Annotated in this window: 20 protein-coding genes and 2 tRNA genes; 10 read left to right on the top strand and 12 right to left on the bottom strand. The window is 37.1% G+C overall.

The annotated features are described in order from the left end of the window. Window positions 1–8 precede the first annotated feature (8 nt). Entirely contained in the window at window positions 9–584 is a 576-nt protein-coding gene (locus KEM10_RS17070) for a DJ-1/PfpI family protein (RefSeq protein ID WP_212217244.1), read from the top strand. A gap of 43 nt (window positions 585–627) precedes the next feature. Here KEM10_RS17070 and KEM10_RS17065 read toward each other — a convergent pair whose 3' ends face one another. The 4 genes from KEM10_RS17065 to KEM10_RS17050 form a co-directional block, all read right to left on the bottom strand. After that, entirely contained in the window at window positions 628–1,578 is a 951-nt protein-coding gene (locus KEM10_RS17065; RefSeq protein WP_212217243.1) for an L-threonylcarbamoyladenylate synthase, read from the bottom strand. Between the two features lie 120 nt (window positions 1,579–1,698). Further along, the gene (locus KEM10_RS17060) at window positions 1,699–2,166 is read right to left on the bottom strand and encodes an AIR carboxylase family protein (RefSeq protein ID WP_212217242.1); all 468 of its coding nucleotides are present in this window, start codon (window positions 2,164–2,166) and stop codon (window positions 1,699–1,701) included. Next, window positions 2,166–4,091 carry a DUF4914 family protein gene (locus tag KEM10_RS17055; RefSeq protein WP_212217241.1) on the bottom strand — a complete coding sequence of 642 codons (1,926 nt, stop codon included), beginning with the start codon at window positions 4,089–4,091 and terminating at the stop codon, window positions 2,166–2,168. Before KEM10_RS17055 ends, KEM10_RS17060 begins: the two co-directional genes overlap by 1 nt. 158 nt (window positions 4,092–4,249) lie before the next feature. Next, window positions 4,250–4,801 carry a helix-turn-helix domain-containing protein gene (locus KEM10_RS17050; protein ID WP_212217240.1) on the bottom strand — a complete coding sequence of 184 codons (552 nt, stop codon included), beginning with the start codon at window positions 4,799–4,801 and terminating at the stop codon, window positions 4,250–4,252. 211 nt (window positions 4,802–5,012) lie between these two features. Here KEM10_RS17050 and KEM10_RS17045 point away from each other — a divergent pair, with 211 nt between their 5' ends. The 4 genes from KEM10_RS17045 to KEM10_RS17030 all read left to right on the top strand — a co-directional run bounded on the left by KEM10_RS17045 (window position 5,013) and on the right by KEM10_RS17030 (window position 11,358). Continuing rightward, window positions 5,013–6,602 carry a YfcC family protein gene (locus tag KEM10_RS17045; RefSeq protein WP_212217239.1) on the top strand — a complete coding sequence of 530 codons (1,590 nt, stop codon included), beginning with the start codon at window positions 5,013–5,015 and terminating at the stop codon, window positions 6,600–6,602. Window position 6,603: 1 nt separating this feature from the next. Further along, complete coding sequence (locus tag KEM10_RS17040) at window positions 6,604–7,143, top strand: NUDIX domain-containing protein (RefSeq protein WP_212217238.1); 540 nt, start codon at window positions 6,604–6,606, stop codon at window positions 7,141–7,143. Window positions 7,144–7,206: 63 nt separating this feature from the next. Continuing rightward, a complete protein-coding gene (locus tag KEM10_RS17035) occupies window positions 7,207–7,857 on the top strand; it encodes an urease accessory protein UreH domain-containing protein (protein ID WP_212217237.1) in 651 nt (216 codons plus the stop codon). Window positions 7,858–7,992: 135 nt separating this feature from the next. Then, window positions 7,993–11,358, top strand: coding sequence for a sensor histidine kinase (locus KEM10_RS17030; protein ID WP_212217236.1), 3,366 nt, complete (start codon window positions 7,993–7,995; stop codon window positions 11,356–11,358). 37 nt (window positions 11,359–11,395) lie between these two features. Here KEM10_RS17030 and KEM10_RS17025 read toward each other — a convergent pair whose 3' ends face one another. Then, window positions 11,396–11,959, bottom strand: coding sequence for a DUF4251 domain-containing protein (locus KEM10_RS17025; protein ID WP_212217235.1), 564 nt, complete (start codon window positions 11,957–11,959; stop codon window positions 11,396–11,398). Between the two features lie 24 nt (window positions 11,960–11,983). Next, window positions 11,984–13,192 carry an acyloxyacyl hydrolase gene (locus tag KEM10_RS17020; protein WP_212217234.1) on the bottom strand — a complete coding sequence of 403 codons (1,209 nt, stop codon included), beginning with the start codon at window positions 13,190–13,192 and terminating at the stop codon, window positions 11,984–11,986. Between the two features lie 118 nt (window positions 13,193–13,310). Here KEM10_RS17020 and KEM10_RS17015 point away from each other — a divergent pair, with 118 nt between their 5' ends. Beyond that, window positions 13,311–14,258, top strand: coding sequence for a lipid A deacylase LpxR family protein (locus tag KEM10_RS17015; RefSeq protein WP_212217233.1), 948 nt, complete (start codon window positions 13,311–13,313; stop codon window positions 14,256–14,258). 13 nt (window positions 14,259–14,271) lie between these two features. Continuing rightward, window positions 14,272–14,979 (top strand): RluA family pseudouridine synthase, encoded by a 708-nt coding sequence (locus tag KEM10_RS17010; protein WP_212217232.1) that lies wholly within the window; start codon window positions 14,272–14,274, stop codon window positions 14,977–14,979. On the opposite strand, the gene KEM10_RS17005 is transcribed toward KEM10_RS17010, so the two are convergent. From KEM10_RS17005 to KEM10_RS16980, 6 genes are all read right to left on the bottom strand, one after another. Next, a complete protein-coding gene (locus KEM10_RS17005; RefSeq protein WP_212217231.1) occupies window positions 14,952–15,878 on the bottom strand; it encodes a YitT family protein in 927 nt (308 codons plus the stop codon). The genes KEM10_RS17010 and KEM10_RS17005 overlap by 28 nt on opposite strands. An 83-nt stretch (window positions 15,879–15,961) precedes the next feature. Further along, on the bottom strand, window positions 15,962–17,086 hold the full coding sequence (locus tag KEM10_RS17000; RefSeq protein WP_212217230.1) for a GNAT family N-acetyltransferase: 1,125 nt from the start codon (window positions 17,084–17,086) through the stop codon (window positions 15,962–15,964). A 108-nt stretch (window positions 17,087–17,194) separates the two neighbouring features. Next, window positions 17,195–19,765 carry a M1 family metallopeptidase gene (locus KEM10_RS16995; protein WP_212217229.1) on the bottom strand — a complete coding sequence of 857 codons (2,571 nt, stop codon included), beginning with the start codon at window positions 19,763–19,765 and terminating at the stop codon, window positions 17,195–17,197. Window positions 19,766–19,834: 69 nt separating this feature from the next. Further along, the gene (locus KEM10_RS16990) at window positions 19,835–20,623 is read right to left on the bottom strand and encodes a tRNA threonylcarbamoyladenosine dehydratase (protein ID WP_212217228.1); all 789 of its coding nucleotides are present in this window, start codon (window positions 20,621–20,623) and stop codon (window positions 19,835–19,837) included. Window positions 20,624–20,801: 178 nt separating this feature from the next. Beyond that, the gene (gene serB, locus KEM10_RS16985; RefSeq protein WP_212217227.1) at window positions 20,802–22,025 is read right to left on the bottom strand and encodes a phosphoserine phosphatase SerB; all 1,224 of its coding nucleotides are present in this window, start codon (window positions 22,023–22,025) and stop codon (window positions 20,802–20,804) included. A 100-nt stretch (window positions 22,026–22,125) separates the two neighbouring features. Then, entirely contained in the window at window positions 22,126–22,782 is a 657-nt protein-coding gene (locus KEM10_RS16980) for a hypothetical protein (protein ID WP_212217226.1), read from the bottom strand. Between the two features lie 197 nt (window positions 22,783–22,979). On the opposite strand from KEM10_RS16980, the gene KEM10_RS16975 reads away from it, so the two are divergent. From KEM10_RS16975 to KEM10_RS16965, 3 genes are all read left to right on the top strand, one after another. After that, a tRNA-Gly gene (locus KEM10_RS16975) sits at window positions 22,980–23,052 on the top strand. Window positions 23,053–23,060: 8 nt separating this feature from the next. Then, window positions 23,061–23,132, top strand: a tRNA-Thr gene (locus KEM10_RS16970). A gap of 440 nt (window positions 23,133–23,572) precedes the next feature. Continuing rightward, window positions 23,573–24,916: a Na+/H+ antiporter NhaC family protein gene (locus tag KEM10_RS16965; RefSeq protein WP_212217225.1), complete on the top strand. Its 1,344-nt coding sequence runs from the start codon at window positions 23,573–23,575 to the stop codon at window positions 24,914–24,916. Window positions 24,917–24,945 lie beyond the last annotated feature (29 nt).

The raw sequence follows: 24,945 nt of genomic DNA, 5'->3' as shown, positions 1-24,945 counted from the left end.
ATGAGATAATGAAAAAAATACTGCTTTTATTGGCTGACGGATTTGAGATTTACGAAGCAAGTGTGTTTATTGATGTGATGGGTTGGAATCTAGAAGAAGGCGACAACTCAACTCAATTGTTTACCGGCGCTATACGTAAAGAGATAAAAAGTTCGTTCAATCAACGCTTTATTGTTGATTATACCCTTGATGAGGTAGATGTAAATTCTTTTGATGCTTTGGCTATTCCGGGAGGTTTTGAGGTGTATGGTTATTACAATGATGCTTATGATGATGCCTTTTTGAATCTGATTCGTGAGTTTAAAACAGCTAATAAAATAATAGCAACCGTTTGTGCGGGAGCTTTGCCCACAGGTAAAAGTGGAATTTTGAAAGGCAAAGATGCTACGGTTTACGATATGCCTAAGCGCCGGGAAGCACTGAAAAGCTTTGGAGCCAACGTAATTCATCAGCCCATTGTTATTGATGATAACATCATTACATCGTGGAATCCGTCTACAGCCATTGATGTAGCTCTATTGCTTCTGGAGTGGTTGACTTCAAAAGAGAATACCAATAAGGTTCGCAAACTGATGGGGTTTTAGTAACTCAAAGCCTTATTGATGTGAAAGGATAGTCAGCTTTTAACTATCCTTTGGAGGCGGCACGCTGTAAGCGATCATTTATGGTCTTACCCAATCCTTCATCCGGCAAGCGTTCAGCAACAATTGCATCCAGTTTCATTTTATCCAAATGATGCAATGTGCTAAATAGGTTTGAAGCTGCTTCTTTCAGATCGTTGTTATAGGATAAGGCTACCTGATGAAAAACAGAATAATCTTGCCTTGATTCGTTGAATGTGATGACACCTACTTTCTTATCCTTCAGCGATTCAAGTGTTTGGGTAATATTGTTTGATAAAATAAACTGCGTTTTAGGAGAATAGTGTTTCGAAAGCATACCCGGAGCATTGGGTGAATTTTTCGACTGATTTTGAGTTGTTAACTCACCGGTAACCTCTTCGATGTCTTCCATTGAAATGGCACCTAAGCGATACAGAATTGGTGAATTGTCCTGAAAACCAATAATGGTTGATTCAACTCCTTTTTCGCAGTTTCCACCGTCTAGTATATAAGGAATTTTGTTGCCCAATTGCTCTTTTACATGCTGTGCACTGGTTGGACTTAAATAATTAAACGGGTTGGCGCTGGGGGCTACCAAAGGAAAATCAATATAATTCAATAATTCCAGAGCAACAGGATGAGCAGGTAACCGAACAGCAACGGTTGGTTTTCCACCTGTAACCAGATCAGAAATTGAAGGTTGTTTATCCAGTACCAGAGTTAAAGGACCGGGCCAAAACACCTCTGCCAGTTTAAATGCCATTTCCGGAATGTTGGTAGCAATCTTATTGAGCTCATCAATGCTTTTAATATGAACAATAAGAGGATTGTAAAACGGACGGTTTTTAACTTCAAAAATTCGTTTGATTGCCTTATCGCTAAAGGCATTTCCGGCTAATCCGTATACTGTTTCTGTAGGGATGGCAACCACATCTTCATTTCTTAAAAAATGGGCAGCTTTTTCTATATTGTTCATGTGATGATGTAAAAGATAGAGATACAGTAATCGCAAGTGCCATTACCATATCCCTATTATTAATTTGCAAACTATTAGTTTTTAAAAGAACAGTTTTGTTTGTATTCTTACTTTTACTCGTTATTGAATAGATGCATTATCCTCAATCAGTTTCTGTCTTTGGTTTTCCTGAAACTCCTTCACCTTAGCCTGAATACTTTCATCTGACAGACCCAGTATTTTGGCTGCAGCTAAAGCTGCATTTCCGGGATTCAGAATCACCATTGGAGCTACACCTGAAGGCATTCTCAGGCTTGAGTAAACGTCGTTTCCGCCAAATGAATTACCAACCGGAGGGCAGGCAATTACCGGGCAATGTGTTTGTGCATCACTAAACCCGCTGAGTGCATTACTCATACCTGCAATGGTTATAAATACCACATTTTCTTTTTCCTTTTCTTTGATGATATCGTAGCATACCAAGGGTACTTTGTGTGCCGATGCAATATGGCACTCGCTTTGAATATCAAAAGAATCAAGTTTGTCGGTTATCTTCTGAGCCCATTCAAAATCGGCTTTCGATCCCATTATAATCACTACTTTACTCATTAGTCTTCTATTTTATTAAATGAATAATCGTACTCGTAACTCATTGGTACAATTTTGTTATACTCTTCAATGCTGGCATCGTTTAAACAGGCTTCAATTATGCGTCTTCCTGTTTCGTGCAATTCGGGTTGCAGATATTGTTTTAGCTCTTTTTTGAAGAACTCAGTTAGTTCAGCTGCACCGGCATCATATCCCTCAACGCCAACTTCGGGTTGCTTGTATACCTTTAATAAAGGCTTTGGAATTTTGGCTCCTTCAATGGTCAGGTAGTTCAGCTCATAACCCAATAACGGACAACGTGACTCCTTATACTGGTCTTCGCGTAATTTAGCTGCACCACGACGAGTCATATATTCGCGCATTAAAAGTTGTGGTTTAAATCCAACCTTCCAAACACCAATGTTCTGGTTTGGAACCAATGTAAAGGTGGTACGCGGAGTATTGATAATCTGCTTTAGCAACATGTTGGCGTGGTCTACCTTTTTACCGGTGGCAAAAGGCCAGTACGAACCTACACCTTCACTTTGCATCGATCCATCACTTACAATACTTGGGTTTTTATGTCCGCGAGGAGCTACTAAACGCCATAACCAGGCTAGTGCCGGAGGTAAGATGTGGAACATGCCGGCAATACCGTAAGAGGGTTCACCCTTGGTACACTGTGGAGCACGCAATCCAAAACTGCGAACATCTACCGCAACCGGACGATCGATTACGTTAGGTATAATTTTACGAGGAATCACCACACGTGGATTAGGGCATTTTTTACCCGGTTCATCTTCAATGTGATCCCAGATAAGAGCGGTTGAGTTAGGTGTGGTTTCAATGTTTAAGAACAGCAATGGTTCTTTCGGATCAATAGTTGTTTTCTCCAACGTTGGATCATCACCATATTGGTTTACCGAATCAACACGCACAAACCATGAGTTCTCAGCATCAACAATGCGCAGTTTACCATCATTCTCTTGAACAGAAGGATGACAGAAAGCCATATCGTCAGCCACCGGACGGAAGGCACATGACTTAGGTAGTTCGATGTGTTTGGTTTCAGCGGTTACAGAATTTTGTCCCAATAAAACAGCTCCTTCTGTTTCGCGTAAAATATGTTGGTGCAACTCCGACTTACCACCACCCGAGGCACCCTCGTGCATAAATGTTGTAATGTTATCATATGGCGAAATAGCCTCAACAGCAGAACAGTGTGCAGTTGTCCACCCTTCTTTTTCTCCCTGGGTTAATAACACGCCGTAAATACCTTTTTTAGCTGATGGTCCCGGGTATAAATTATAGGAATATAATTCGTGAACTTCGTCTGTGCGGTTGTGAACCACTACTTGTTTGCCATTAAAATGAGTGTGTCGGAATACCGGAGCCACAAAAATAGATGATTTGATTTTCATACCCTCCTCAAGTTCATCCAGTGATCTCATTTCCTGTAGCATGGCCAGTCCTAGAGCAAAAAATCCTGCGTTAGCCGGTGCAATGGCAATACCTAATGAGCCAATACCTGCACGACCTGCAAAGTAAAAAAATACGGCCAGATCCTGAGATTTCAGCCAATCAAATGTCTCCCCTTGAATTTTTGAGAATTCATAACCAAATTTATCTTCGAAACGTGTTTTATCGGTTGGTTTACTATCCGCTATAACCATTGTTTCAGGGTCTCTGCGTCGCATATATGGTTCGGTGTAATTGGCTGAAATGCCATTTTTCACGCGTTGCACCACTGCTTCAGTAACCTCGCCCTTTCCAGGAACATCATATTTTACATGAAATTCCGAATTATCTAACCCATATGTTGCAGCCGCAGCTAACTCACTAGTGGAATTAAATACCCTGACACTTTTACTATTCTGTAATAACTTCGCAATGTTTGCGGGTACTTCAATATTCAGCTTGGAAAGATGTTGTAGTAAATCGCTCATTTTAATGGTTTTTTAATGAATAATGTTTATTTGTTTTTTTCTCTTAATCACTTTTCATGGGGAGGTTTTTTGTTGATGAGATTAGATCATATTTTATAGCGGGAGTTAAACAAAACTTAAAACACTTAAGGAATGCTTAATTTAATAGGTAAAATTTTTTAACCATCCGGAGGTGTAATTACCCAAACAATTTCTGTTGTCATATCCGAATTATTATAGGCGGCATGCACTCTGTTTGAGTTGAAATAGAAACTATCTTTTTCTTTAAGCGTATATTTTCTCTCATCAAATTGAATTTCGAGTTCACCTTTCAGTACAAAACAAAACTCCTGACCTGGATGGGTTTTCATAATGTTTTTTGAATTAGAACCCGGTTGAAACTCGATGAGAAAGGCATCCATTTGCTTGCTGTTACCATGGTTGGATAGAAGATACAAAGAAGCTCCTGATTCGTTCTTTTCAACAAAATGCTTCTGATCAAATTTTACCAAAGGATTGTTGGTTACAGCCTCATTTTCACCGATTAGTTCACCCACTGTTGTATGAAGATTATCTGCAATGGACTTCAAGGTAACAATGGATGGCGAAGCCTTTGCGTTTTCAATTTGAGATAAAGCACTGGAACTAATTCCGACTTTTTTAGCTAAATCGTTCAATTGCAAATGAGAAGCTTCTCTCTTTCTCTTTATTCTTTCACCCAATCTTTTCATTGAAATGATACTTTTAACATGAGTTGAGACAAAAATAGTAAAATTATAATATTAAGCACTATTAAAAATAGTTAAGAAGGGCTTAATTTATCAAGGCGTAATCTGAAGCTTTTCTCTATAGTTTGGTAAGGTGTACAATCAAAATATTATTTTTGAACCTGTATCAGGTCTCAATACTTTATCGAACTCATGCTTATAAATAAGATTCAACATGTTTAAAAAAGTCCCCCATACCTACGTAATAGTGTTTTCGTTAATTGTGATAGCTGCCATTGCCACCTGGTTTGTGCCAGGCGGTGAGTATGTTGAAGAAACAATTTCTGTGAATGGTATTGATAAAACAGAGATGGTATTTCAACAGGTAGAAAATCAACCTCAGACATGGCAGGTTTTTGCTGCTTTTGTTAAGGGCTTTGAGCGTGGAGCGGGTATTATCATTTTTATACTGTTGATTGGTGGTGCTTTCTGGATTATGAATGAAACCAAAGCCATTGATGTGGGAATATTTTCGTTTTTAGGATTGGTAAAGCAGCTCGATAAAAACAAGGTCATACGAATAATTGGAGCTAATAACTTAATTCTGACTTTGATCATGCTGATGTTCTCGGTGTTTGGAGCGGTGTTTGGTATGAGTGAGGAAACCATTGCTTTTATGGTGATACTGGTACCCTTAGCTATTTCTATGGGATACGATAGTATTACAGGCATAGGAATGGTGTTTGTAGCTGCTGGTTTGGGTTTTGCCGGTGCTGTTCTAAATCCCTTTACCATTGGAATTGCGCAAGGCTTGGCAGGCTTGCCTTTGTTTTCTGGTTTCGAGTATCGCTTGTTTTGTTTTGCCGTAATCAATGTAATTGGTATCAGTTATATATTGTGGTATGCAAATAAAATTAAGGCTCATCCGCAAAAATCATCGGTTTATCATGAGGATGCCTATTGGAGGGAGCGTTCTTCTAACGATGTAGAACAAACAGAAAAAAGTACACCATTGTCGGCATGGATTACTTTTAGTCTTACATTGGTTGCACTGATATTATTGAGTATAAAATATAGTTCTACTTCAATGCAAATAGGTGACAGTGAATGGCGCCCTTTACCAGTCTTGCCTGTATTAACAGGTCTGTTCGCTTTCTCAGGTGTATTGGCCTTACGTAAGAAAATTCACTTTTTTATTCTTACCATTCTGGGCTTTTCAATGGTGTTTTTAATTGTGGGAGTAATGGGCTATCAGTGGTACATTACCGAAATAGCAGCCTTGTTTTTAGCAATGGGATTAGTTGCCGGTGCTTCCTTTGGTTACGATGCCGATAAAATAACCAAGTTGTTTTTAGAAGGAGCCAAAGATATCATGTCAGCAGCTCTGGTAGTTGGTTTGGCCGGTGGTATCATTGTTATTCTCGAAGATGGTAGAATAGTACATACAATCTTGCATAGCATGGCTCAATCGATGAGTGATTTGGGTAACATTGCATCGGTGGGTATAATGTATGGCATTCAAACCTTGATCAACATTTTTATTCCAAGTGGTTCGGCCAAAGCGGCACTGACCATGCCCATTATGGCTCCTTTCAGTGATTTAATAGGCTTATCGCGTCAGGCAACAGTAATGGCTTTTCAGTTTGGTGATGGATTTACCAATATGATAACGCCTACCTCACCGGTTTTAATAGGTGTATTAGGTATTGCAAGGGTTCCATATACCAAGTGGGTAAAATGGATTTTACCTTTAATTATTTTGTTAGTAGTAGTTGGATTTTTACTTTTAATACCGACAGTTACAATGGAATTAAATGGATTTTAAAATGATAAAAGAGAAATCGACTCAGCCTGGAGATGTAATAAAATACTGCCCAAAGTGTGGTAGTAAGGAATTTATTTTTGATGGTTCGCGATCGTTTAAATGCTCAACATGTGGATTTCATTTCTTTATCAATTCATCGGCGGCAGTAGCTGCTGTTATTGTCAATGAGAAAGGTGAGGTGTTATTAACGCGCAGAGCCTTCAATCCGGGAAAAGGAATGTTGGATCTTCCAGGTGGTTTTGTCGATCCAATGGAAAGTGCTGAATCAGCTATCAAGAGAGAGATTAAAGAAGAGTTAAACCTGGATATTGAAGAGATGCAATACCTGATTTCATATCCAAACGAATATGTTTTTTCAGGGTTTTCAGTTTTCACTACTGATTTAGGTTTTTTATGTAAGGTAAAATCATTTGAAAAAATGCATGTAGAGGATGATGTGTCTGGTTATGAATTTATTAAAGAAAATGATATTAATTTTGATGAGATCAGTTCGAAATCAATTGGTGATATCTTAAAGTTTTATTTCCGCGAAAGAAAATAGAAGCTATAAAAACTACAATCTTCAGTTTAAATACTAATACTATCTTTACCAATAAAAATCACCATGACTCAGGAGTTACAGCTACTTTTGATTACTGCCGCATCCGTCGGATTTTTTCATACATTAATGGGCCCCGATCATTATTTACCATTTATAATGATTGGAAAAGCACGTGAATGGTCGTTGCGCAAAGTTATAGGTTTAACTTTGCTTTGTGGAGTTGGTCATATCCTGAGCTCTGTTGTTTTAGGTTTTTTCGGTATTGCCTTGCAGGTTCAGGTGGCTAAGCTCGAATTTATTGAGTCGTTCAGAGGAAATCTGGCAGCCTGGGCATTTATAGCTTTTGGATTATTGTATACGTTGTGGGGTATTCGACACTGGATAAAAAAGAAACACCATGGTCATTCTCATGGTAAGCTAAACGATTCGAGAAATATTACGCCTTGGGTGTTATTCATCATTTTTGCATTAGGGCCTTGTGAACCTCTTATACCAGTCTTGATGTATCCGGCTGTTGCTCAAAGTACATCGGCTTTAATATTGGTAACTTCTGTTTTTGGTGTAACTACTCTTCTAACAATGGTTGCTATGGTGGTTACTTCTACTTATGGCTTAAGTTTTATCAATATTAAAAAGTACGAGCACCTTAGTCATTCCATTGCAGGTATGGTTATCTTTCTTTCCGGCTTGGCTATGCAGTTTTTGGGTTTGTGATTGTTGTGCCTTGATGTCTCTGAATATAGTAGATTTATCTATATTTTTTAGTGGTTGATAAATTTCTGAAACTTTTTAAGAAACAAACCGTTTGGTCTGTTATCGGGGAAATTATTAAGTTTCGGGAAGTTGCTTATGGAAAGATATATATTACTTGTGGCTTTAATTGCAATAAGTATCATCAAGGTATTTACGTGTGCTTCTGCACAAAATTCAAAAAATGAATACCTGTTTATTAATTATGGTGAAGAATATGGAGTTTATGATCCGGATGTAATTGCATTTGATCAGGATTCCACTGGCTTTTTCTGGATTGCTACCAATACAGGTCTTTTTAGATATGATGGTCAGTATTTTGATTATTTTAATCATATAGCTGGGGATACTTTATCGATACCAGATAATAAGATAACAGCCTTGGAGTATGATGCTGTTGATGATGTTCTATGGGTAGGTACTTTCTTTGGGGAAGTCAGTCGACTTGATCTTGATACCTATAAGTTTTATAACCCTAAAGCCATCCCGGTTAAAAGTGTTTTGGATGGAGATGCAAGAATTACATCCATATCAAGGTACGATAAAGACTGGTTGATTTTAGGTACACTTAGTTCAGGAATGTACTTTTACGATTTAAAGAATAAAAGATACATACCTTCATCTGAATTTGGAGCTGAATTTCGCAGGATACATCAGATAATAAGTTTTGGTGGTGATACATATATTGCATCTGGAAAAGGATTGTATTCTTTGAAAAAACTCGAGCATTCTTTTCGTATACAACAAGTGGAAGAGTTAAGTGAAATAGTTCCGGTAACATCAATCCGATTGCACAATAAGAACTTAAGTCTTACCAGTAGAAATACACTTTATACGTTTAGCCTGTTATCTCACGAAAAAAAGGTAATTTATCAAAACAGAGATGCAAGTAGATTTACATCGCATCATGTTGATGATGAAGATAATTATTGGATTGGTACCAATGGGTCAGGTGTTTTGAATGTATCAGAAGATGGTAAATTACTATGTCATTATACTGCGGATGTTGAAAAAAATATGACGTTGAATACGGATTGGATTAATGACATTTTTATAAGTAATCAGCAAAACATTGTTTGGGTTGGAGGCAAAGGTAGTCTTGGTTACTTTGATAAGGATCATTTTAAATTTAAACAAAAGGTAATTGATGATAATGGTAAGGGAAATCGCATATACCTTTTGTTTAAGGATTCGATGGGGTGCTATTGGTACTATTCGTGGGGTGGAGTATACCGTAGTGAACCAGACGGTAGTAATTATAAGCTATTTACTTATGGCAAGGAGAAAACAAAGCTAACGGAGCGAGTATTTGAAATTTTTGAAGATGATTTACAGAATGTATGGTTGGCGTCAACCATTGGTTTGATTAAATATAATCTTAAAACGAACACATCTTCTCTGTTTCGTTTTAAGGAAGAGGGAGTGGAGACAAAACTCCTAAATCGTATTTCATCAGTAAAACCAAGTGGTGATTCTTTATTATGGATTTCATCCTACAAGGGATTGATAAAGTTTAGTACAAAAAATAGCAACTACTCTGTTTATCCTTATTCCAACAAACTCTCGCAATCATCATTTCGCACTAACAGAATTTGTATTTACAATGATACAACTGTACTGGTTGGAACAGATGAAAGCTTTTTGTTGAAGTTTAACGCCAATAAAAAAACATATAAGCAAATATCAGTTAAGCATTCCTTTGGATCGATAGAAAAAAGCTGTTATATACTTGACGTTATAAAAGATAAAGATGATCAGGTATGGTTGGCAACCTATGGCTCCGGACTTCTTCAGTACTTTGTAAATAATGATTCTATAGCAAGTGCATCAGCAAATCAAGCCCTCAATCTTGATGTTTATGGAATTTTACCCGATGATGATGGTATGCTTTGGTTATCAACCAATACTAAATTGGTTAAATTTAATCCTCAAGATAAAAAGATTACAAGTTTCAGTTCGCGCGATGGAGTCAATGTTCTTGAGTTTAATGATTGTGCCTTTTCAAAAAGTAAAGATGGTACGATGTTATTTGGCGGGTTTGGTGGTTTTATAGAGTTTCATCCTAAGTCATTATTTTATAATACTGATAAGCCCAAGGTGAAAATTAATTCATATAAGCTTGACTCTAAAATTTATGCCAACGAAAATACGGGGGATATTGATGTTGAGTATTATATTCCTGATACAATAGTTGTTTCAACCGATGAAAAGAAAGTGTCGTTCTACGGCTCTGTCTTTAATTATACACAAAGTTATAAAAACCAGGCGGCCTGGAAGCTGGACGGGTATGATGCTAGTTGGGATACTATACCTGCATATGTTGATAAAAGTTATAGTCGTTTGCCTGAAGGAACCTACAAACTATTACTTAAAGGAAGTAATAATGATGGGGTATGGAGTGATAAAGCCGATTCGGTAGTGGTGATTGTAAAACCAACCTTTTTTAAAAGTCGTTTATTTAAGGTATTGTTAGTTGTTTTCAGCATAATCATATTGTACCTCATTTATTATTTAAGAGGAAGAATACATAAACGACGTGAGAAGCGATTGCAGTTCTTAGTTGAGCAAAGTACCCGAAAGTTGAAGAAGACCAATGATGAATTGGAGGAAAGTAGAGAAGAGTTGATTAATCAGCAGGCAGAATTAGAAAAACACCGCCATTATTTGGAAGAACTGGTGTTAGAAAGAACGGAAGATCTGGAAAAAGCACGCGAGAAAGCCGAAGAATCAGATCGTTTAAAAACTGCATTTTTGGCCAATATGTCTCACGAGATCAGAACGCCGATGAACTCAATTATAGGTTTTTCAAGTTTGCTATCTTCTAATTTGCATAACGAAAAAGAACGTCATGATTTTGTTCAATTGATTCAACAAAGCAGTGAAAGTTTGTTGGTTTTAATAGATGATATCATTGATATATCAAGAATAGAATCGGGGCAGTTACACTTTGTGAAGAAGCAATTTCAAGTAGTTGATCTGTGTAATACAGTATATAAAACGTTGATTGTTAATGATAAAATATTTAAGGGGACTGAACTTAAACTCGATATAGATGGTGTTTCAGAAGATGCACAAATCTATTCTGATTGGGAACGATTAAAACAAGTGTTGTTCAATCTTCTTAATAACTCACTTAAGTTTACATCTGAAGGGTATGTTAAACTTTGCCTGAAGAATATGTCACGGTCAGAAGCAAAGCCTGATCCGGAATTGTTTGGGCAGCGAAATTTACCTGATCGATTCTTTTTATTTTCGGTAGAAGATACCGGAATAGGCATTAGAGCTGAAGACTATGAAACGATATTTACTCCATTTGTTAAGATTGAAGATCGGGAAATAAACTACGGTGGAATGGGCTTAGGATTACCAATTGTTAAACAAATAATAAATGCTTTAGGTGGTGATATCTGGTTAAAGTCTACCTTGGGGGTAGGTACCACTTTCTATTTTTACTTACCGAATTAGGTATTTAAAGCCCGAAAAGGAATCGGGCTAAGATGGTTTAAATAACAGGGGTACCTTTATAAACTCTTGATTGCCCAACTGGCACTATCGTACCCTGATAATTAACTCTTGTTGAAGTGTTACCTTGTACAGTAGCTGAAGCTATAGTGCCATCTTTATTACTGTCAATTCGAATATCCCAGCTGCCTATAGCTGAACTGGTATAAATATGGATGTAGTAATTTCCTTTCTTCTCATTTCGTTTAACCTCGTATTTATTTATTTTGGCTCTAACCGAAACTCCACCCACACCATTGGGACCTAATCCGGAATTGGATCCCAGCTGAATAAAGGCTTCATCTTTTTCAATGGCAATAAAATTTAAATTGCTGTTAACGGGTACAGATCTTCCGTATTTGTTGCTTAAAGTATTGGCTTCCAAAACCCATAATTGCGAATCAATAGCTAAAGAAAGAACTTTAGCCATGGCTTCGCTTAATTTAGCATCTTCTTTTTTCTTGAGTTCACGCTTTTCTTTCCGGGTTAATTCTTTCTCGTTTTTTTGTGCATATAAGCCTGATGTAAGAGCTAATGCAATTAAAATAATAAAATAGCTTTTCATGGGATAAGTTTTAAATTGGTCTTACTAGTTCCATTTAATTCTGTAACCAATATTCCATTCAATTACGTCGGCAACAGAAAAGTTATGAGCTCTAACGAGCAAACCAACATAAATATCTCTTTTAAAATGATACTTAAGGCCAAATTTTTGGTATAATAGGTTAGGGGCATTGCTGCGCGAATTGCGAAAAGCAAAAGCTCCAAAATATGATGCAACCGATAAACGATCAATTGTAAACTCATAAGTTCCATATAAACCCAGTATCAACTTATCAGTAAATTTATCAGCTTGATGAACCACAGGAATTTCATTATCAGGGTAAGTAACTTTAGATCCAATCATTTCATCATAAGTAAGATCAAAACCAGCTCCAAACTTATTTTTCCATGTTGTTTGCTTTAAAAACGCTGCAGAAATATTTGAGAAGGAAAACATCGCGTCATTAATCAATTCTTTATTCTCGCGGTTCGTGTATATCTTATTTTTGGCACCTGAACCAAATTGTATAGCAACCTCGTAATGTTGTTCGTATTCTGGTTGCGCAATTCTTATAAGTTCGGGTCTGTCTTTAAAATTATATGTTAATTGAAAAAATGGAGAGACAAGATTAAGTCCGCTATTGGGCTTTTTGGTACCTCCATTAGAAAAGTGAGTAAAGCCAAGTCCACCCCTTGCGCTCCAGCGTTTGTTAATGTAATATTCGTAGAACATATTTGCATTTACATATACGGTACGATACGATCCGATAGCTATATTAAAAGGGTTATCGTACGCATCATAGGCTTCCCAGTTATAGGTCAATCCAAAGCCAAGTTCATAACCAAATAATGAGTTTTCTTTTCGTTTTATGGGTATACCAATAAATCCATAAAGGGCTGTTGGCAATCCTAATTCATCAACATTAAAAAAGTTGGCATTATAGAACGATACTCCATAATATGGGAAGTTAAAAATGTGATGCCAGTCTTTACGACCATCTGTTTGAACACCATAAGAGATATCTAGTGCTTGGTAATATCTGATAGGATCACCGGATTCATTTTCACCTTTTACAAAATCATTTGTTGGCAGTATATAGCCGGGAGTGTAACGTAACGAAAGGTAATTATATCTTTTAGGTAAAGTTTTAGTACTGTCTGATTTATTCTTTTTAGTAAGACTAATTCCATTTGAAGCATATGATAGAACTGAAAATGGAATTATAATAGATATAATAAGAAGTTTTCTAAACATTGGGAACAGGTCTTATAAATGTTAATAGATAATAAACTAATGTAAAAAAGTATGATACGATAAAAATAGTGAATCTTTGGTAGTAAAGTTGTGGTATAATGCTGAAAAAGTAAAGAAGATGAAGAATATTTTTTTTATCCTCATATTACTTAACCTTATTACACCTGCACCGGCACAGCTGATGGTTCCTGTTAAACAATATCAACTTCTTTGGGATAATGATGTGTTTATGACAACAGACCATTATTATACTCAAGGATTGGGATTCAGAATGTACGATCCTTTTCTTAGTAACAATCCTGTTAATTTAATTTTGTTAAAAACAGGCGGTTATGATAGAATTGTTCATAGTTTATCAGTATTGCAACAAACCTATACACCCAAAGATATTAGAAGTGATGAAATTCAATACAACGACCGACCATATGCCGGAGTTTTACTCGTAACTTCTGGTGTAACAAGTTCTACTTTTGATAAAAAAAGAATTTACCATAGCGAATTAGATCTTGGAGTGATGGGGCCTGCTTCAGGAGCAGGAAAAGTCCAATATTATTATCATGATATAACAGATAATCCATTACCTAACGGCTGGCATTATCAGCAGTATAATTGGCCGGTTATTAATTATAATTTTATCGCTTTTCAACAAATACACTCAACAAATTTGTTTGAAGCATTTGCAAAAGGTAGGTTAAGAGCTGGTACTTTGCATGATGATGCTAATATGGGTCTTTTAGTAAGGTTTGGGAAGATGGATAGCTATATGCAGAGTCTTGGTGTTAATGTAAGTTCCAGAAGTTCTAAATGGAGGTATTATATTGAGGCAGAACCAAGCATGAGATTTGTTGCTTACAATGCCACATTGCAAGGTGGATGGTATCGAAATAGGAACATCCATTATATACCATTTAATGACTTATCATACATAGTGCCTAACTTTAGGGCTGGTATAACCGCTATATATCAATCTTTTGGGTTGAGGTTTGATCTTAATTATACAGGAAAAGAATTTAATGAAGGTACTGATCATTGGTTTCATAATATCACACTTTTTCTTTCGTTCTGATTACCTTTGAGCCATGAGCGATATAAAAGTGATTTTTCAGGATGATGATCTGATTGTTGTAGATAAACCCGTTGATCTGCCCATTCATAAAAACGACTTCATGCCTGCAGATGCTCCTTATTTGACAAAGGAGATTGGAGTGTTAACAGGTAAATCGGTTTTTCCTGTTCATCGGCTTGATTCAAAAACATCAGGTGTTATTGTATTGGCTTTCTCACGCGAAATAGCTTCTGAACTAGCACAGCAATTTGAACAACGTAAAGTTGAAAAAACGTATGCTGTGGTTTGTAAAGGAATTCCGGGTGAAGGAACATTTAATAAACCTGTGGTTATTAAAAAGAAGAAGAAAAGAGTGAATGCTTATACAGCCTATAAAACCATAAAGAGTATCTCAACAAAAATCTCTTATAAAGATATTACAGACGTTGCTTTAAGCTTGGTTATTGCAAAGCCTGAGACGGGGCGCTGGCATCAAATTCGTCAACATTTTGCCTTTGAACGATTGGATATTTTGGGTGATACGCAGCACGGCGATTGGACTTTAAATAAGATTATGACTGCGCAAACCGATATAAAGAGGTTATTGCTACATGCTTACACCTTAACCTTTACTCACCCTGTAACTACTGAAAAAATGAAAGTTACAGCCCCAATACCTGAGGAATTTGAGCAAGTATTGGAGCAATTAAATGGTTATGAAGTTTGCTTAACTGATGATTGATCAGAAATAGCTGTTTTTTTCTTTTTATTCCCACTAATGGGCGGTTTATATGAATCAAAACCCTTACCGTAAACCGCCATTACATTAGCTACAGTTACAAAAGCTTCCGGATCAATTTCTTTGATGGTTTGAAAAATCATATGTGATTCTGATTTGCGAACCACCATCACAATAAAATCACGATCTTTTTTACTGTAAAAGCCATGTCCTTTTACAAAGCTGAGTCCGCGGTTAATCTGACTGGCTATCATTTTAGCCACTTCGTCTGGTTTAGATGATATGATGGTTATCTGCACCGATTGGCGGGCTCCGGTTAAAACCCAGTCGGCAACATACGACATTAAGCCAATTACAACAAAACCATAAACCATTGTTTCTAGTGAATGGAAAATGATATACGAAGAACTTATTACAACAAGATCGCATGCTATCATTACTCTACCCGGACTAATATTACGTTTGCGGTTGATAAGCATGGCAATTATTTCCGTTCCACCAGTACTTCCTCCCTGAACAAATAAAATACCGATACTAAAACCAATCAAACCTCCACCAATAATGGCAGCCATAAATTTTTCCTTAACAATAGGCTCTGGAATAAGGTATTGAAAGATAGTAAGGAAGACCGATAGCATGATTAATGAATAAATGGTTTTAATACCAAAACCTTTACCCAATACCTTCATCGCAATCAATATCAAAATTGAATTGAGAACCAGGTTAGTAGGTCCAACAGGTAAATCAGTCAGGAAGTAAATTAAAGACGAAAGTCCCATAATACCTCCACCAACAATATTGGAAGGAATAATAAATCCTGTCCATCCAATCGAACTAATCATCAGCCCTGCTGTGATAATAAGATAACTCTTTAGTTCGCTGAAAAAAGCTGCCTTGTTCATTTTTTGTAATTACTAATATATAAGCCCAAAAAAAGGTGTCTGAAAAGAAAACAGACACCTGAAAAGTTACTATTTAAGATTTTTTAGTTTAGTGTCTTTTTGAAGCAACGCTTACGTTTATGTTGTATGTGATCAAATGATTTCCACATTTGAATAGCTACATGGTTGTTTTCAAGCATTCCTGTTGTTTCAACATATTTAATGCCATCTTCTTTGGCTGTTTTCCAAAGGTCGTTCATTAGCAATGCAGCCACACCCATCTTTTGCAATTCGGGTTTAACGCCTGTTAGCATTAAGTCCATTTCAGTAGGTTTCTTTAACGCTCTCATAATATGCCACCATCCGAATGGTAATAATTTACCTTTGGCTTTTTGCATGGCTTTAGAAAGTGACGGTAAAGCAATCAGGAAACCGGCCATTTCATCTTCCTTATCCAATATGATTTTTACATATCTGGGATTGAGAATCGGAAAATATTTATTCATATAAAACTCAATCACCTTAGGAGGAAGTTTAAAGGTTCCGAATAACTCAGCAAAAGCTTTGTTGAATAGTTCAAATACCTTCTCTTTATAGGGCTCAAGCTCTTTGGATGATTTAAAGTTTTGAGGTTTTAATCCATAACGCTTAATAAGCATATCGGCTACCTTAAACGATTTTTCAGGTAAAGCGTCAGGGAAAGTAATTCGAAATTCTAACCAGTCAATTTCTTTTTCGTAACCCAAAGCTTCAAAATGCTCAAGGTAATAATCCATATGGTAATCTGAAGCAACAGAAGGAAGCCAGTCGTGCCCTTCAATTAAACAGCCCTGATGATCAAGGTTCGAAAAGCCTAATGGGCCTTGTACTTCAATCATGCCTTCCGACTTTAACCAACCCTCTACGGTTTCCATCAACTTGGCTGATACCTCTTTGTTGTCGATAAATTCAGGACGAGTAAAACGGCCTACTTTTTCGCCTTTTTTCTCAATCCACAATGAATTGATGATACCCCCAACACGACCAACACATTTATTGTCGATGTAGGCTACCCACAACTTAACGGTACAAAATTCAAATGCAGGATTTTTCTCAGGTACCAACGCACTTTTTTCTTCGTCGATCATTGGAGGTACCCAATATTTATTTGATTTATATAGTTGATACGGAAACTTAACAAAGTCGTTAAGAGTCTGGTTATTTGTTACTTCTTTAATAATAATTTCCATCAGAAAACCTGTTATTTGATTTTGCGAAGATAGTATTAAATTGGTTTAATTTCAGAAAAATTTCACTAATTAACAAACGTCTTCATTGATAGTGTTTTAAGGGCTTGTTTAGAAGGCGGTTTTGTAAAACTGCTTTCTAATTGTAACAGATCGTTTAGCTTGGTCGATGTTCTGTAAAATCTTCTTTTTAAGGTGATCGGGGTAATTAGGATGATTAGTCAAAAACTGATCAACTATGTCAACAAGATTCTTCGATGAATACATACCTAAACTGTTTTGAAGCCAGCCAAACGGGAAAAAGATGTCTCCGGTCATTTGTATTTCTTCCAGCATTTCTAAATTCTTCATAAGATAATGAATGGAATGTTGTTGGCGCAGCGGATGGTGCAGATAGGAGAGAGAGAGCTCAACCCATTTTTCTTTTGAGCGATTTTCCTGGTTACTTAATGATGCCCAGAATAAGTCTCTGTCTTTGGTATTGTTTGAAAGGGCGGGGAGTGCGAATGTCATCATATTTTTCAAATCGTCATTTTCTATTTGCTTGATGACTTTATTGTAACAAGCTTGCCAATTCGGGAATTGCTTAATTGCTAGTTGTGAAACTATATCAACGCGATTACGATCACTTAGTTCGGCGCCATAAAAGGTGTTTTCTTTATCGCACAGTTCAACCATTTGTTCATACGATTGGGTATCCAAGGCAATATTCATCCAAAGATTTAATAAAGTTTTTTTTGTCGCCAGGTTATCAATTGCCTTTGCTTTGGTGCGAACCGTTTTTGTAATCTCTTTACTTATTCTTACCCATGAATCCTGAGGGATGGTTTTCCAGAAAATGCTTTTCAACTGATTGGCATATAGATTGATTAATAGAGGTTCGTCTTCTGTATAAATGTTTTTTAGTAAGAAATTGATGTATTTAGAAGGATCAATTCTTCCGTCCCAAAAATTTTCATATAAATTAATGGTTGACCGGCCTCTTAGTAAAGGATCTTCCAAATCAAAAGTGTGATTCATCCAATAATTAATCTGTTGACCATTCATTCTGAAAAGACCATATCCCATTTCATCACTAAAGAATAATGTGTTGGGATATGCTATGTTCTTATCAACCGAAACAATGGCATCAAAATATTCCACTTTAGAATTATTGTTAGCATTCAGAATGTTTAATTGTTGTGGCCAGTAGGTAGTTTCTGAGGTTAATTCGGGGTGTTCAGGAAATTGTTGCAATGTCCATGAATCATAATTGTCATTTGGTGGCGTCATGGCAATAACCGGACGGCCAGGCTCATTTACCCAGGTGTTACTCCAAACACTCAGGTCGTGTTCGGTTAGTTTGTCAATGCAATTAATTAAATCGTCCCATGTAGCATTGGCAAAGGCAAAGCTGCTAATGTATTCCTGAATTCCTGTTTGTAATTTATCTGAACCAACCATATTTTCGAGTTGGGCCATTACAATAGGTGATTTGTGATAAATAATGGAACCGTACAATGTTCCAGCATTCTTTAGGTTAAGTAACTTCTGATTAATGGCATTGGTTCCTTCACTTCTGTCAACTGAGTAGGCACTCGGAAAGTGTGCTAACAAAAATTGAAGCTTATGATTGATGTTATCAAACCATGGTTGCGTTATTTTATCAGCCATAAAATTGGCAAAGACCTCTTTTAGCCATACTTCTTCAAACCATGTCATGGTTACCAAATCCCCAAACCACATATGAGCTGTTTCATGCGCTATTAGGTTGGCACGATTTATTTCTTCATTCTGCGTTGGATTTTCATCCAGGAAAATCCGTTCAGAACGATAGTAGGTTGCTCCCGGGTGCTCCATGCCTCCAAACTGAAAAGATGGGATGGCTACCAGATTATAATGTTCGTATGGATACGGATAGCTGGTATAGTCTTCGAGCCAATCCAGTGATTTTGTTGTTTGGGAGAAAATGGTTTTAAGGTTACGATTTACTTTTGATGTGTCATCGACCATATGATACAGACCAATGGACTTACCCTTCCATTCAATCGTTTCGCGTTTGAACTCACCGGCAGCAAACGCCCATAAATATGTGCTGATCGGTTTAGATAAAGCAAACTCAACTGTTTTTCTATGCATATCTAAATCCTGAGTTAGTATCTGTACACCGTTGGCAATTCCTTCCCAATGTTGAGGGATGGTCATTTTAACTGAGAATTCACCTTTTATATCAGGCTGATCGAAACAAGGAATGGCTGATCGGGCTCTGTCTGGTACAAATAACGAATAGAAGTAATTATCGTTACGGTTTAAAGGCCCATCGCCCATAATGAAATCAATCATTACTTCATTTTGCTCTTTCAGCGATGCCTTAGGAAGCATGATATGCTCATTAACAATGCGTGGAATGAGCGTATCGTTATTTAAAATTATTTGTTGTAATTGAGCACTGTCGGCTTTAAAATCCAAAAAAAGATCATCTGTTTGATCGGAAAGAGAAAAGCTTATAAGGGATTGAGCGGAAATTGATTCAGATGCCTTATCTGGCACATCCATTGATAAAAAGTAATTTAAATTCTGGATGCGAGCTGCTCGTTCTTTTGCCAAAGGATGGGGTACACCATCTTCGGGCCATTGTGTGGGAATTAAATGGCAAGAACTTAGTACAATTAATAGTAGAGAAAATAGGTATGTAAATTTCATCTTTTAGGTTTTTCGAACCCTAAAGATAGGATTTTGAAACCTTTTTGCCGATAAAGCTTGTGTCTCCTTTTATTTAGTAAGTTCCTGAATGATTAAACCGGCCAAAGTAAAACCAAAGATGGCTGTAATATGGGCTAATGATCCGTTGATAACTGCTTTTTTATCGGACCAATCATGATTAACCAGTTCAGGATCACCGGGGCCGGTTGTTTCTTTTTCTTCGGGTTGATGCTCTGTGTTTGTAGGTTCATCCAAAACGATGTTTTCCATCACTTCATCGCTGTAAACGCACATAAATGGTTTACCAGGTTTACCCACTTTACGAACCAGTTTGCGGATTTTACGGGCCAGAGGGCAGCCCTGAACTTTCCAAAATTCATCAACCCGAACTCGGGTAGGATCTACTTTTAAAGCTGCTCCCATTGATGAAACAAAAAGAGCATCAGTTTCGGTGGCCGCCCTGATAAGGTGAACCTTACTGCCCAGGCTATCGATGGCATCAATAATTACATCGTATTTATTTAGGTCGAAATCTTGCGATGTTTCACGACTGTATATCTTCTGAAGCGAAGTAATATTAGCATTGGGGTTGATGTCGAGCAAACGATTTTTCAGTGCTTCGGTTTTAACTTCGCCAACCGTTTTGGAGGTTGCCATTAACTGACGATTGATGTTACTGGCTGTCACTCTATCGCTATCAACAATGGTTAAATCCATCACTCCTGTACGGATAAGACTTTCGGCACACCAACTGCCAACACCTCCAATGCCAAATAAAATCACTTTTTTAGATGCAATGTTTTGCATCTTATCGGTTCCCAGTATCAACTCGGCTCTGTGAAAAATACCTTTGCTCATTCCTTACATACTAAAATTTGGGCGCAAAAGTAGTAATATCTGACTTATAAAGTAGTCATCAATTGTTAAATGGTGTTGATATGTTTGGAAGGTGTTTGTAATAAAACACAATCTCTGTCAAAGAAAGCTTCGTATTTACGGCTTGCAATGCTGAAAAACTGGAGTTTTCTATCAGAGATTAGATATTTATTTCTCTGTCTCTGAAGCCTAATAAATACAAAATCGCATCCAGTCCAATGGTTGATATATGGTTTTTAGCCGATGCTTTTACTTTAGGCTTAGCATGAAAAGCAATACCTAAACCAGCTTGTTTCAACATTGGTAAATCGTTTGATCCATCACCCACAGCAATCACCTGATCGAGGTGGATATCTTCTTTGAAAGCAAGAAGTTTAAGAAGTTCTGCTTTTTTCTCACCATTCACAATTTCGCCTGTATGACGACCTGTTAACTTACCATCTAGTATTTCCAGTTCGTTGGCAAAAACGTAGTCGATATCCAGTTTGCTTTTTAGATAATTACCAAAATAGTTGAATCCACCCGATAAAATGGCTGTTCGGTAACCGTATTTCTTAAGTGTTTTAAATAAACGCTCAGCTCCTTCGGTAATAGGCAGATTTTCGGCAATTTCTTTCATTACCGATTCATCCAATCCTTTTAAAAGAGCCACCCGTTGCTTAAAACTTTCATTAAAGTCGATCTCGCCGCGCATGGCAGCTTCGGTAATGGCAATTACCTTATCACCTACACCGGCTTTAATGGCTAACTCGTCAATAACTTCTGTTTGAATAAGTGTTGAGTCCATATCAAAACAAACCAATCGGCGGTTACGGCGGAATATGTTGTCGGCCTGGAAAGCGATATCTATGCCAAATTCTTTTGATATTGACATAAATTCCTGCTTCATACCTTCAGAGTTCTTTGGTGTTCCGCGTACCGAAAATTCCACAACTGATTTGGAATTTTTTTGATCATCGTTTAACATGACACGACCACTCAAACGCGTGATATAATCAATATTTAATCCTTGAGTAGATATTACATCGGTTACTTTCGAAAGCTGAGAAGCTTGCAGCTTACGGGATAATAATGTAATAATAAAGCGTTCTTTCCCTTGGTGACCTACCCACTCGTTGTATTTCTTTTCGGTAATAGGAGTGAATTTGATATTCACACCCAGCTCGTATGATTTAAAAAGAAGATCTTTTAAAATAGGAGAGGATTCGTTAGTGGCGGGCACTTCAAATAAAATACCTAAACCTAAATCTTCGTGTATAACAGCCTGACCAATATCCAGAATATTAACATCGTAATTAGATAGAATATTAGTTAATGCAGCCGTTAATCCCGGTTTGTCTTCTCCCGATATATTTAAAAGAATTATCTCCTTATTCTTATTCATGATAATGTTTTGTTAGTGATGCAAAAGTAATAAATCGCAATAAAAAACCGTAGATGTAACTTTAAACTTTAATATAGTTTTTACTTTCTTTAATAATTCGTCACCATTTAAAGCATGGGCCCATTAACAAGTGAAAGGCAATAACCGGTATGTGAGCCATACCATCTACAATAGGAACGGTTCCATATCCTGCACTTACCTTTGCTTCCAGAGGTAAACAAAAATGCTTAGTGTTAATGAGTGGGTAGTAAATGGCTCCCTGTAGGGTTATTCCGGCAAGGTAGTAACCATCATTAAAAAGTCCTCCTTTCTCTGTATATGTTTGATTTCGAATGGTGCTTTCAGGATGTCCGATAACGGCACCTGCACCCATTATCCAGGTATATTTTTCTTTTAGTATATGATGATTAAGAAATACCTGATTATATCCGTGAGAAACACTTATTTGTTGAATCTCATCGTTGGTGTTTTTTAGAAATATTTTAAGATGATTCATTTCAAGACTCCAGCCTTTGTTATTCTTGTAGCTTCCTAAACGATAGGAATAGTAAATAGGTAATCGTAATGACTCGGTTTTGTAATGAGCTGTTATTGTAAGGTCGTTAAAACCATCTTGTTCTATTTTAAGCGGCATAGGTGGTACAACAGCAATACCGGGTAAAAACTCAAATGACCAACTTCTTTTTTCTTGAGCAACTATGGAGGAAAACAAGCTGATGCTAATAAATAAAATAATAGTAGGCTTGTTAATAATCATAATTGAACGGATTAAAATAAACTTAAGCGTTAAAATCTTTTATTAAAGTTAACCGATTAATGCATTAGAATCAAATGAGTTTTGTGTGGGAATACAACATATGAAGCGCTATATAGGATGAAAAAAAATAAAAAGTATTTGCGGAAAATTAAAAAAGTTCTACTTTTGCACCGCTGTTAAAAGAAACAGTGTTTATTGCGAAAATAGCTCAGTTGGTAGAGCACGACCTTGCCAAGGTCGGGGTCGCGGGTTCGAGTCCCGTTTTTCGCTCACATTTTGCCGATGTAGCTCAGGGGTAGAGCGCTTCCTTGGTAAGGAAGAGGTCACGAGTTCAATTCTCGTCATTGGCTCACGAAGGGTAGGATTATTTCCTGCCCTTTTTTGTTTCCTTTATATTCTTCTGTTATCAGGTTAATTAATATCTATCAACAATTCTTTAGGACGAATTACAAGCATTGTCATCTCTGGATTGCAATTTAAGCTCTTAGATGAAAACATTGCTATCTCGGGATTACAAATTAAGCATTTAGAGTAAAGCATTGAGTACTTTAGGTAAAGCAATGTCATCTCTAGATTACAATTTAAGCACTTAGATTAAAGCATTGCTATCTAGGGATGGCAAATTAAGCACTTACAGTAAAGCAATGAGTACTTTGGGTAAAGCAATATTATTGTTAATAATGTCGAAAGCAGGTATAAGTCTAAAAAACGCTAAAAAAAACTAAGTGAGTTGTTTGAGTTTAGCTGTTCTCTTTAATTTTTTGTTTTTTTGCGACTTAAAGTTTTTAGCATGAAGATGAATGGTTTAAAGGCCTTGTTGCCGGTCGGTATATTTCTTGTTATTTATTTGGTACCCGGAATTATTGGAGGCGATTTCTATCGAATGCCTATTTTAATTTCGTTTTTTGTGGCAGCCATTGTTGCTGTGGCTATGGCACCCGGTAAAACCATTTCGAAAAAAATGGAGCTTTTCACCAAGGGAATGGGACACTCAGGAATAATGATGATGTGTCTGATTTTTTTGATGGCAGGTGGTTTTGCCGGATTGGCCCGCGAAGTGGGTGCTGTTGATGCTACTGTGCGGATAGGTTTAAGTATTCTGCCGGGTGAGGTACTGTTGGTTGGATTATTTGTGATTGGCAGTTTTATTGCTTTGTCGGTGGGTACTTCGGTAGGAACTGTAGTAGCGCTCTCGCCGGTTGCTTTAGAGCTGGCCGAAACAGCACAGTTTTCGTCTGCACTGGCATTGGGAGCGGTAATTGGTGGTGCTATGTTTGGCGATAATTTATCGATGATATCAGATACTACTATTGCAGCAGCAAGAACACAAGGCAGTTCTATGCGCGATAAGTTTAATATGAATATTAAGCTGGTTTTGCCGGCGGCAGTTATTTCAATAATTCTTTATTTATTGTTGGGTGGATCGGGTGATCAGCAAGATGTGGAATTGCTGTCAGGAGATTGGCTTCGTATCATTCCTTATTTGGCAGTTTTAGTATTTGCTTTAGCAGGTGTGAATGTTTTTGTAGTGTTGCTGGGCGGAACTATTTTGTCGGCAATTGTAGGTTTAGTATTGCCTGTTAATGATGCGGTAATGGATGGATGGCAAATAATGTCAGCTACCAGTAATGGAATGTTGGGGATGGCTGAGATTGTAGTTATATCGCTCTTGGTCGGCGGATTGGTTGAGATTGTAAAGGCAAACGGTGGTATAGACTATTTACTTCATACTATTGAAAAAAGAGCCAAAGGGAAGCGAGGGGCTGAAATAACTATTGTTGCCGTTACTTCCATTGTAAATGTTTTTACAGCAAACAATACCATTGCAATTCTAATGGGTGGCCCAATTGTTAAAAATATTGCTACCAAATTTACGATTGAACCCAAGCGTTCGGCCAGTTTAATGGATACAGCGTCGTGCTTTGTGCAAGGTGCTCTGCCTTATGGAGCCCAGATACTGGCAGCCGTTGGTTTGGCTTCGATGACGGTAACTCCTTTTGAAATAATGCAGTATTTGTTTTATCCTTATTTGATGGGAGTGTCGGTGTTGGCGACTATATTGTTATCTCGTCACTCCGACCTCAACAACGCAGCTTGGGACCCACTAGCAAAAGAGGAGGATAGAAAAATTTGAGATACATACTGTAAATCTTTAAATTTTTC

Origin of the sequence: Carboxylicivirga linearis (assembly GCF_018271995.1) — a bacterium.
GTDB classification, from domain to species: Bacteria; Bacteroidota; Bacteroidia; order Bacteroidales; family Marinilabiliaceae; genus Carboxylicivirga; species Carboxylicivirga linearis.
Note: the sequence above shows the minus strand (reverse complement) of the source record. Positions and strands in the feature narration are given on the sequence as shown.